General features: G+C 60.3%; 5 protein-coding genes and 2 rRNA genes. All 7 read right to left on the minus strand.

Annotated elements, in window-relative coordinates; genetic code table 11:
- Positions 1-100 precede the first annotated feature (100 nt).
- The 7 genes from OC550_RS12940 to panC all read right to left on the minus strand — a co-directional run bounded on the left by OC550_RS12940 (position 101) and on the right by panC (position 11,493).
- Positions 101-3,225: ribosomal RNA gene (locus OC550_RS12940) — 23S ribosomal RNA — on the minus strand.
- Positions 3,226-3,714: 489 nt separating this feature from the next.
- Positions 3,715-5,238, minus strand: a 16S ribosomal RNA gene (locus tag OC550_RS12945).
- The 16S and 23S rRNA genes sit together here, the layout of an rRNA operon.
- A gap of 546 nt (positions 5,239-5,784) precedes the next feature.
- On the minus strand, positions 5,785-8,286 hold the full coding sequence (locus tag OC550_RS12950; protein WP_262106169.1) for an ATP-dependent Clp protease ATP-binding subunit: 2,502 nt from the start codon (positions 8,284-8,286) through the stop codon (positions 5,785-5,787).
- Between the two features lie 106 nt (positions 8,287-8,392).
- Positions 8,393-8,725: an Lsr2 family protein gene (locus tag OC550_RS12955; RefSeq protein ID WP_262106170.1), complete on the minus strand. Its 333-nt coding sequence runs from the start codon at positions 8,723-8,725 to the stop codon at positions 8,393-8,395.
- Positions 8,726-8,939: 214 nt separating this feature from the next.
- A complete protein-coding gene (locus OC550_RS12960; RefSeq protein ID WP_262106171.1) occupies positions 8,940-9,083 on the minus strand; it encodes a hypothetical protein in 144 nt (47 codons plus the stop codon).
- Between the two features lie 4 nt (positions 9,084-9,087).
- Complete coding sequence (gene lysS, locus OC550_RS12965; RefSeq protein ID WP_262106345.1) at positions 9,088-10,542, minus strand: lysine--tRNA ligase; 1,455 nt, start codon at positions 10,540-10,542, stop codon at positions 9,088-9,090.
- A 105-nt stretch (positions 10,543-10,647) separates the two neighbouring features.
- On the minus strand, positions 10,648-11,493 hold the full coding sequence (gene panC / locus OC550_RS12970) for a pantoate--beta-alanine ligase (protein ID WP_262106346.1): 846 nt from the start codon (positions 11,491-11,493) through the stop codon (positions 10,648-10,650).
- Positions 11,494-11,503: the final 10 nt, after the last annotated feature.

The raw sequence follows: 11,503 nt of genomic DNA on the forward strand, positions 1-11,503 counted from the left end.
CCTGCGTGGTGACTGGACGTTATTCAATTATGGTGTTTTCCCTGGACGACGGTTGTTGTCTGGGAACCACATAGCGGACGCGTAGCACTCATTGTTTAGTGTGGTGTAAGTTATCGGCCTATTAGTACCGGTCAGCTTCACAGGTCGTTAGTCCCTGCTTCCACATCCGGCCTATCAACCCAGTGGTCTGGCTGGGGGCCTCTCCCCCTTGCGGGGATGGAAATCTCATCTTGAAGCCGGCTTCCCGCTTAGATGCTTTCAGCGGTTATCCAATCCGAACGTAGCTAATCAGCGGTGCACTTGGCAGTACAACTGACACACCAGAGGTTCGTCCGTCCCGGTCCTCTCGTACTAAGGACAGACCTTCTCAAATTTCCTGCGCGCGCAGCGGATAGGGACCGAACTGTCTCACGACGTTCTAAACCCAGCTCGCGTACCGCTTTAATGGGCGAACAGCCCAACCCTTGGGACCTACTCCAGCCCCAGGATGCGACGAGCCGACATCGAGGTGCCAAACCATGCCGTCGATATGGACTCTTGGGCAAGATCAGCCTGTTATCCCCGAGGTACCTTTTATCCGTTGAGCGACGGCCATTCCACAATGTGCCGCCGGATCACTAGTCCCGACTTTCGTCCCTGCTCGAGATGTCTCTCTCACAGTCAAGCTCCCTTGTGCACTTACACTCGCCACCTGATTGCCAACCAGGCTGAGGGAACCTTTGGGCGCCTCCGTTACTCTTTAGGAGGCAACCGCCCCAGTTAAACTACCCATCAGGCACTGTCCCTGACCCGGATTACGGGCCGAAGTTAGATGTCCAGAGTGACCAGAGTGGTATTTCAACGATGACTCCGCCCGAACTGGCGTCCGGGTTTCACAGTCTCCCACCTATCCTACACAAGCCACACCGAACACCAATACCAAACTATAGTAAAGGTCTCGGGGTCTTTCCGTCCTGCTGCGCGTAACGAGCATCTTTACTCGTAGTGCAATTTCGCCGAGTTTATGGTTGAGACAGCGGGGAAGTCGTTACTCCATTCGTGCAGGTCGGAACTTACCCGACAAGGAATTTCGCTACCTTAGGATGGTTATAGTTACCACCGCCGTTTACTGGGGCTTAAATTCCCAGCTTCGCCCCAAAGGGGCTAACCGGTCCTCTTAACCTTCCAGCACCGGGCAGGAGTCAGTCCGTATACCTCGTCTTGCGACTTCGCACGGACCTGTGTTTTTAGTAAACAGTCGCTTCCCCCTGGTCTCTGCGGCCCCGATCCCCTCCCCGCCGCGCGGGCGGTTCAAGGTTGGGGCCCCCCTTCTCCCGAAGTTACGGGGGCATTTTGCCGAGTTCCTTAACCATAATTCTCTCGATCGCCTTGGTATTCTCTACCTGATCACCTGTGTCGGTTTGGGGTACGGGCGGCTAAAACCTCGCGTCGATGCTTTTCTCGGCAGCATAGGATCACCAGATCCCCCCGTACGGGGGTCCCGTCAGGTCTCAGGCTTATGAACGGCGGATTTGCCTACCGTTCGCCCTACACCCTTGGACCGGGACAACCATCGCCCGGCCTGGCTACCTTCCTGCGTCACACCTGTTAATACGCTTACCTCCCCGGATCAGGTCCCGCGCGCCCCGCACACACCGGCCCCGAAGGGCACACATGCACGGTTTGGGCGGTTAGTATCACCGGCTCGGTATTGGCGGTTTTTCGCCGGTACGGGAATATCAACCCGTTGTCCATCGACTACGCCTGTCGGCCTCGCCTTAGGTCCCGACTTACCCAGGGCAGATTAGCTTGACCCTGGAACCCTTGATCATTCGGCGGACGGGTTTCCCACCCGTCTTTCGCTACTCATGCCTGCATTCTCACTCGTGTAGGCTCCACCACTGGTTTACACCGCGGCTTCACCGCCCACACGACGCTCCCCTACCCATCCACGCTCCTGAACCACGAAGGCTTGGAAAAATACGCGGATGCCACAACTTCGGCGGTGTACTTGAGCCCCGCTACATTGTCGGCGCGGAATCACTTGACCAGTGAGCTATTACGCACTCTTTCAAGGGTGGCTGCTTCTAAGCCAACCTCCTGGTTGTCTGGGCAACTCCACATCCTTTCCCACTTAGCACACGCTTAGGGGCCTTAGTTGGTGGTCTGGGCTGTTTCCCTCTCGACTATGAAGCTTATCCCCCACAGTCTCACTGCTGCGCTCTGACTTACCGGCATTCGGAGTTTGGCTGACGTCAGTAACCTTGTAGGGCCCATCGGCCATCCAGTAGCTCTACCTCCGGCAAGAAACACGCAACGCTGCACCTAAATGCATTTCGGGGAGAACCAGCTATCACGGAGTTTGATTGGCCTTTCACCCCTACCCACAGCTCATCCCCTCCATTTTCAACTGAAGTGGGTTCGGTCCTCCACGACGTCTTACCGTCGCTTCAACCTGGCCATGGGTAGATCACTCCGCTTCGGGTCTAGATCACGCCACTGCATCGCCCTGTTCAGACTCGCTTTCGCTACGGCTTCCCCCCACGGGTTAACCTCGCGACGTAACACTAACTCGCAGGCTCATTCTTCAAAAGGCACGCCGTCACAGTAACAAGACTGCTCCGACGGATTGTAAGCACACGGTTTCAGGTACTGTTTCACTCCCCTCCCGGGGTACTTTTCACCTTTCCCTCACGGTACTTGTCCGCTATCGGTCATCAGGTAGTATTCAGGCTTACCAGGTGGTCCTGGCAGATTCGCACGGGATTTCTCGGGCCCCGTGCTACTTGGGATCCTCTCCAAGCGGCGGCATACATTACGGTTACAGGGCTAACACCTTCTCCGGCCGGCCTTTCAAGACCGTTCACCTATGCACCCGCACTCACTTCAGCTGTCCGGCAGAACAGCAACGGAAAGTCCCGCAACCCCGGCCATGCAACGCCCGCCGGCTATCACACATGGACCGGTTTGGCCTCGTCCGCGTTCGCTCGCCACTACTAACGGAATCACTATTGTTTTCTCTTCCTGCGGGTACTGAGATGTTTCACTTCCCCGCGTTCCCTCCACGCACCCTATGTGTTCAGATGCGGGTCACCCGGTCACTCGCGCGCCGGGCGGGGTTTCCCCATTCGGACATCCTGGGATCACGGTCCGGTTATCGACTCCCCCAGGCTTTTCGCAGATTCCCACGTCCTTCTTCGGCTCCTGATGCCAAGGCATCCACCGTGTGCTCTTAAAAACTTGACCACAAAGATCAAATCAGCATTCTCGAGAGAACCACGGACCCAAAGATCCAGGTTCACAAAAATTGCGTCATTTATAAGATGCTCGCGTCCACTATGTAGTTCTCAAACAACAACCCCGTCACACCCCTCCCCCGGAACCCGCCCCGCGGCACAAACACCACGACACAAACCCGGACCAGGACATGCAGGAAAACCGAAACAACCAGACACCGGCCCCCCAAAAAAGGAACCGGCCCTGTTGCCTCAAAACCCAACAGTGTGCCAAACAACAACCCCCGCAGCCCGCCGGCGCGCTTTCCCCGCACCCCCTCTTTACGAAAAAAAGAAGGCACCGTACTCACACCCAACAGACCACAACAGGGCCGCCTATCCGCTGATATTCCACCCTCGAGCACCCGCCGGATGACAAACGCATCCGCAACGGGCTCTCCTGCAGACCCCCGCCACCGGCACACAGACCGGCACGCAAAAGATCCGAGGCGCTCCTTAGAAAGGAGGTGATCCAGCCGCACCTTCCGGTACGGCTACCTTGTTACGACTTAGTCCCAATCGCCGGTCCCACCTTCGACGGCTCCCTCCCGCAAGGGGTTAGGCCACCGGCTTCGGGTGTTACCAACTTTCGTGACTTGACGGGCGGTGTGTACAAGGCCCGGGAACGTATTCACCGCAGCGTTGCTGATCTGCGATTACTAGCGACTCCGACTTCATGAGGTCGAGTTGCAGACCTCAATCCGAACTGAGACCGGCTTTTTGGGATTAGCTCCACCTCACAGTATCGCAACCCTTTGTACCGGCCATTGTAGCATGCGTGAAGCCCAAGACATAAGGGGCATGATGATTTGACGTCGTCCCCACCTTCCTCCGAGTTGACCCCGGCAGTCTCCTATGAGTCCCCGCCATCACGCGCTGGCAACATAGAACGAGGGTTGCGCTCGTTGCGGGACTTAACCCAACATCTCACGACACGAGCTGACGACAACCATGCACCACCTGTGAACCGGCCCCGAAGGGAAACCGCATTTCTGCGGCGATCCGGCCCATGTCAAGCCTTGGTAAGGTTCTTCGCGTTGCATCGAATTAATCCGCATGCTCCGCCGCTTGTGCGGGCCCCCGTCAATTCCTTTGAGTTTTAGCCTTGCGGCCGTACTCCCCAGGCGGGGCACTTAATGCGTTAGCTACGGCGCGGAAAACGTGGAATGTCCCCCACACCTAGTGCCCAACGTTTACGGCATGGACTACCAGGGTATCTAATCCTGTTCGCTCCCCATGCTTTCGCTCCTCAGCGTCAGTTACAGCCCAGAGACCTGCCTTCGCCATCGGTGTTCCTCCTGATATCTGCGCATTTCACCGCTACACCAGGAATTCCAGTCTCCCCTACTGCACTCCAGTCTGCCCGTACCCACTGCAGACCCGGGGTTGAGCCCCGGGCTTTCACAGCAGACGCGACAAACCGCCTACGAGCTCTTTACGCCCAATAATTCCGGACAACGCTTGCGCCCTACGTATTACCGCGGCTGCTGGCACGTAGTTAGCCGGCGCTTCTTCTGCAGGTACCGTCACTTCCGCTTCTTCCCTGCTGAAAGAGGTTTACAACCCGAAGGCCGTCATCCCTCACGCGGCGTCGCTGCATCAGGCTTGCGCCCATTGTGCAATATTCCCCACTGCTGCCTCCCGTAGGAGTCTGGGCCGTGTCTCAGTCCCAGTGTGGCCGGTCACCCTCTCAGGCCGGCTACCCGTCGTCGCCTTGGTAGGCCATTACCCCACCAACAAGCTGATAGGCCGCGAGTCCATCCAAAACCAAAAAATCTTTCCACCCCCCACCATGCGGTGAAGAGTCATATCCGGTATTAGACCCGGTTTCCCAGGCTTATCCCAGAGTCAAGGGCAGGTTACTCACGTGTTACTCACCCGTTCGCCACTAATCCCCGGTGCAAGCACCGGATCATCGTTCGACTTGCATGTGTTAAGCACGCCGCCAGCGTTCGTCCTGAGCCAGGATCAAACTCTCCGTTAATGTTCAAACAGACACACACCCGCCACCAAGGAAAATTGGCGGCCAGGCATGCACAAAATTCAAATCCAGGCTAAAAAACATCGCAGCACACCACGGGGGTGGCACACCACGACAATAATTCAACCAATAAAACAATTGGTATCAACAAACTTGGCACACTATTGAGTTCTCAAACAACAGGAGCACCCGGCACCAGCAGAACCCCCACAAGAGGCCCTCCATCGCTCCGGAGCAACTTTCCTAACTTACCCGATCCACCGGCACTTCGCAAACCGGCCGTTCCCGGCCCGATCCGCCCACCGGCATCACGCCCCACCCAAACCCCGCGACAGCACAAAACCATCAAAACCAGGAAAAGAAATGGAATTCGCCGACCTGCACACCCACCGGAACAAAACCCGGCCCCGCGGCGGCGGCTCAGAAAACATTACACGCCCCCACCCCAAACCGCAAACCCACACCCCACACCCCCAAAAACCCCGCCAACAGCAGCGAGGGCCCCGCCGGTATGGCGGGACCCTCGCTGACGCAATAGCCAGATGTTTCTTACTGGGACAGAGCAGGCGTCTCCGGAGCTTCTTCGATGGCCTTGGGGGCACCGGTGCTGGTGAAGACCAGCTTTGCGCCGTCGCCCTCGCCATCGACATCCACGTGGATAATTTCGCCCGAGTGGATCTCGCCGAACAAAATCTTCTCCGAGAGCTGGTCCTCGACTTCCCGCTGGATGGTCCGGCGCAGCGGGCGGGCACCCATCGTCGGATCGTAGCCGCGGTTGGCCAGCAGGACCTTGGCAGCAGGCGTCAGGTCGATCTTCATGTTCTTCTCCGCCAGGCGCTTCTGCAGGCGGGTGACGAACAGGTCAACGATCTGAACGATCTCTTCCTCGGTCAGCTGCGGGAACACCACCGTATCGTCCACGCGGTTGAGGAACTCGGGGCGGAAGTGCTGCTTAAGCTCATCCTGGACCCGGGCACGCATCCGCTCGTAGCCGGTCTTGGTATCCGTGCCGGACTGGAAGCCCGTCATGACGCCCTTGGAGATGTCGCGGGTACCAAGGTTGGTGGTCATGATGATGACGGTGTTCTTGAAGTCCACGACCCGGCCCTGGCTGTCCGTCAGGCGGCCATCCTCGAGGATCTGCAGCAACGAATTGAACAGGTCCGCGTGGGCCTTCTCAACCTCGTCAAACAGCACCACCGAGAACGGACGGCGGCGGACCTTTTCGGTCAGCTGGCCGCCTTCTTCGTAGCCGACATAGCCGGGAGGTGCGCCGAACAGCCGGGAAACGGTGTGCTTCTCGGAGTACTCGGACATGTCAAGGGTGATCAGGGCGTCCTCTTCACCGAAGAGGAACTCCGCCAGCGCCTTGGCCAGCTCCGTCTTTCCGACACCGGTCGGGCCGGCGAAGATGAAGGAACCGGACGGGCGGTTCGGGTCCTTCAGGCCGGCACGGGTGCGGCGGATAGCCTGCGAGATGGCCTTGATGGCCTCGTCCTGGCCGATGACGCGCTTGTGGAGTTCGGCCTCCATGTGCATCAGGCGGCTGGACTCTTCCTCGGTCAGCTTGAACACCGGGATGCCGGTGGAATTGGCCAGCACCTCTGCGATCAGGTCTTCGTCAACCTCGGCGATTTCATCCAGGTCGCCGGACTTCCAGGCACGTTCCTTCGCTGCACGCTCGTTCTGCAGCTTGCTTTCCTTGTCGCGCAGGGAAGCGGCACCTTCGAAGTCCTGGGCATCGATGGCAGATTCCTTCTGCTTCTTCAGCTCGGAAATCTTCTCATCGATTTCCTTCAGCTCCGGCGGCGCGGTCATCCGGCGGATGCGCAGGCGGGCGCCGGCCTCGTCGATCAGGTCGATCGCCTTGTCCGGCAGGAAACGGTCCGAGATGTAGCGGTGCGCCAAGTGCGCAGCGGCGTCCAGGGCACCGTCGGTAATAGATACCCGGTGGTGCGCCTCGTAACGGTCGCGCAGGCCCTTGAGGATCAGCACGGCATGGTCCACCGAAGGCTCGTTGACCTGGATCGGCTGGAACCGCCGCTCAAGGGCCGCGTCCTTCTCGATGTGCTTGCGGTACTCATCCAGCGTGGTGGCACCGATGGTCTGCAGTTCCCCGCGCGCCAGCATCGGCTTGAGGATCGATGCAGCGTCGATCGCGCCTTCGGCCGCGCCCGCTCCAACGAGGGTGTGGATCTCGTCGATGAAGAGGATGATATCGCCGCGGGTACGGATTTCCTTGAGGACCTTCTTCAGCCGCTCCTCGAAATCACCGCGGTAGCGGGAGCCCGCGACCAGAGAGCCCAAGTCCAGGGTGTAGAGCTGCTTATCGCGGATGGTCTCCGGGACATCGCCCCGCACAATGGCCTGTGCCAGGCCTTCGACGACGGCCGTCTTACCGACACCGGGCTCGCCGATCAGCACCGGGTTGTTCTTGGTGCGGCGCGAGAGGACCTGCATGACGCGTTCCATCTCGTGCTCGCGGCCGATCACCGGATCCAGCTTGGATTCCCGCGCCGCCTGCGTGAGGTTGCGGCCGAACTGGTCGAGCACCACGGAACCGGCCGGTGCGCCCTCCTGCTGCTGCCCGCCGGCCGACACAGGTTCCTTGCCCTGGTAGCCGGAGAGCAGCTGGATGACCTGCTGGCGCACGCGGTTCAGATCCGCGCCGAGCTTGACCAGGACCTGGGTGGCAACGCCTTCACCCTCGCGGATGAGGCCGAGCAGGATGTGCTCGGTACCGATGTAGTTGTGCCCCAGCTGCAGGGCCTCCCGCAGCGAGAGCTCCAGGACCTTCTTGGCACGCGGCGTGAACGGGATATGGCCGCTGGGGGCCTGCTGGCCCTGGCCAATAATCTCCTGAACCTGCTCGCGGACGCCGTTCAGCGAGACGCCGAGGAATTCCAGCGCCTTTGCCGCCACACCCTCGCCCTCGTGAATGAGCCCGAGGAGGATGTGTTCGGTCCCGATGTAGTTGTGGTTGAGCATGCGGGCTTCTTCTTGAGCCAGCACGACAACGCGACGGGCACGGTCGGTAAATCTCTCAAACATCTCGCACACTCCTAGCTACTGCGTACTTTGATGCTACGTGCCGATCCTCCGATTGGGATGCCTGTTCGCCGAAGGGATAATGCGCACCCAAACAGTGACGTTCCGCTCAGGCTCCGTGTGCGCGGCGGTAGGCTTCGAGAATTTCCGACTGCACTCGGCCGCGGTCGCTGACGGTGTAGCCGTTTTCGCGGGCCCAGGCGCGGACAGCCGAGGCATCCTGCGTGCGGCTGGATGAGACAGCCTTCAGCTTGGCGCCGCCGCGGGGCTGGGCCTTGCGGGCCTTCGCGACGAACGGCTGCAGGGCGTCCCGGAGCTGCTGTGCATGCTCGGTGGAAAGATCGATTTCGAAATTGTTGCCGTCCAGGGAGAAACGCACCGTTTCATCCGCAGTCCCGCCTTCAAGATCGTCAACGAGAATTACTTTTACTTCCTGCGCCACGGTGGCTCCTTTATATTGAGCTTTCTGAAATCCCCCTGGTCTCCCCGAAACCAATTTGATTATTGCCTAATCAGGCAATTGCGCGCAACATACGGCAATGGCTTTGTGGATTCAGCCGAGGCGCAGGCGGCCGGGTAAGACGCGGCAGGGCCAGTTAACAGATTAAGGGGCCGGCTAGAATGCCAACCCCATAATCCAAATGCTGATTATTGCCCTATTCGGCTCCGCCCGCGGCTTCACGCTCGGCCTCGGCCAATGCTTCGCGTTCTCTCCGGTCCGCGTTGAACACTGCCTTCATGGCAAAGTAGAAAATGAGGCCCACGCCGGTGGACGGAGCCAGCACCCAAAGATATTCCATCGTCTTAACCCAATTCCGGTTTCAGCAGCGGGAAGAGGATCGTCTCGCGGATCCCTGTCTGGGTAAACAACATGACCAGCCGGTCGATTCCCAGGCCGATGCCGCCCATGGGCGGCGCGCCGTACTCGAGGGCCCGCAGGAAGTCCTCATCCAGCTGCATGGCCTCGTGGTCGCCGGACGCAGCCTTGCGCGATTGCTCGGTCAGCCGCTCGCGCTGGATGACGGGATCGATCAGTTCGGTGAAGGCTGTTCCGCGTTCCATTCCGCCGATGATCAGGTCCCAGGCCTCGATCAAATTCGGTTCGCTCCGGTGCGCGCGGGCCAGCGGCTGGGCAGCCGGCGGGTAATCGTAAACGAACGTCGGCTGGAGCAGGTGGGGTTCGACGATTTCCCCGAACAGTTCGATAACCAGCTTCTGCCGGTCCCACTGGGGCTCCGCCTTCAGGCCATGCTTCCTGGCTATTTCGCGCAGCACTGCACCGCTGGTTTCGGGCGTGATTTCAATTCCAACCGCTTCGGAGAGGCCCGGATAAACTCCAAGCCACTTCCATTCGCCGTTAAGGTCAATCGTCCCGTTCTCGGTTTCGATGATTCGCGTGCCCAGTTCATCCGCCACATTGAGGATCATTTCCTTCATGCGGTCGGCCATGACGAATTGATCGGCATACGCCTCGTAGCTTTCCAGCGTGGTGAATTCCGGGCTGTGGGTGGAATCAACGCCTTCGTTGCGGAAGATCCGGCCGATCTCGAATACCCGGTCGATGCCACCAACCACGGCGCGCTTCAGGTAAAGCTCCGTGGCGATGCGCAGTGTCATTTTCTGGTCGAAGGCATTCAAATGCGTTTCGAATGGACGCGCGGCGGCACCGCCGTGCACGAGCTGCAGTATCGGGGTCTCGACTTCGACGTAACCGCGGCCGTGCAGCGTTTCGCGGATAGACCGGATCACCGACGCGCGGGTGTAGACCATCTGGCGCGCCTCGTCGCGAACCATCAGGTCCAGGTAGCGCTGCCGGACCCGGGTCTCCTCATTCAGGTCCGCGTGCAGCACGGGCATCGGCCGCAGCGCCTTCGAGACCATGGACCAGGATTCGGCCATGACAGAAAGCTCGCCACGCCTGGAAGAGATGACCTCGCCGCGGATGAAGACATGGTCACCCAGATCCACCAGGTGCTTCCAGGCGGCCAACTGTTCCTCACCCACGTTCGCGAGGCTCAGCATCGCCTGCAGCCGGGTGCCGTTGCCCTCCTGCAGCGTCGCGAAGCACAGCTTGCCGGTGTTGCGTACGAAGACCACGCGGCCGGCCACACCGACGATGTCGCCGGTGGTTTCGTCCGCTTCGAGGTGACCATGCTTTTCCCTGATTTCGGTCAGCGAGTGCGTGCGCTCGACGCCGACCGGATAGGGGTCCGCCCCGTCCTGAAGCAGCTTGGCGCGCTTGTCCATGCGCACGCGCATCTGCTCGGAAACGTCGACTGGTTCCGCGGAAGGGGTGGGGGGATTATGTGTGGTCACGGTACTTAAGGGTACCGGGTGTGTTCAGCAGCGGCCTATTTGAGCGGGTCAGCCCAGCCTGACGTTGTCGATCAGCCGCACGTCGCCGACCCGCGCAGCGATCAAAGCCAGCGCTTCGCCGGTGAACGGCGTGTCCTGGCAGTTGAAGGCCAGCGGCTCGAGGCTGTCGGGATCGACGACCTCCAGATAGTCCAGGTCAACCTGCAGAACCGAGCGGATCATCGCCAATGCACCCTCGACGTCCAGCGGCTCGTGGCGGTCCGCCTGCTCCTTCAGATAGCTCAGGCTGCGGTGGAGCACGAGCGCGGCGGTGCGCTGCTCCGGAGTGAGGAAACGGTTGCGGCTGGAGAGGGCAAGTCCATCGGCATCCCGCACCGTCGGCACCCCGACGATCTCCACGGGGAAGTCCAGGTCCGCGGCCATTCGGCGGACCAAGGCCAGCTGCTGGGCATCCTTCTGCCCGAAGTACGCCCGGTAGTCCGCCGGCACCGGAGGCAGTCCGTAGTGCAGCAGCTTGGCGACCACGGTGAGGGCGCCGTCGAAATGTCCCGGCCGCGAGGCTCCCTCGAATTTGGCGCCCAGCGCTCCCGAGGAGATCCGCACCATCGGCTCGCCGCCGGGGTACACCTCGTCCGCCAGAGGCGCGAACGCAATGTCCGCCCCGCAGGCTTCCAGCAGGTCGAGGTCGGACTCCAGGTTCCGCGGGTAGCGCTCCAGGTCCGCGGCCTCGCCGAACTGGAGGGGGTTCACGAAGATGGAAACAACGACGACGTCGTTCGCCTCGCGCGCGTTCCTCACCAGGGCGGCGTGGCCCTCGTGCAGCGCTCCCATCGTCGGCACCAAGCCTAGGCTCGTGTGCCCTGCGTGGTGCGACGCCGCCGCCCTGCCCAGCAGCTCTGCACTG

This window comes from Arthrobacter sp. Marseille-P9274, assembly GCF_946892675.1.
Lineage (GTDB): Bacteria > Actinomycetota > Actinomycetes > Actinomycetales > Micrococcaceae > Crystallibacter.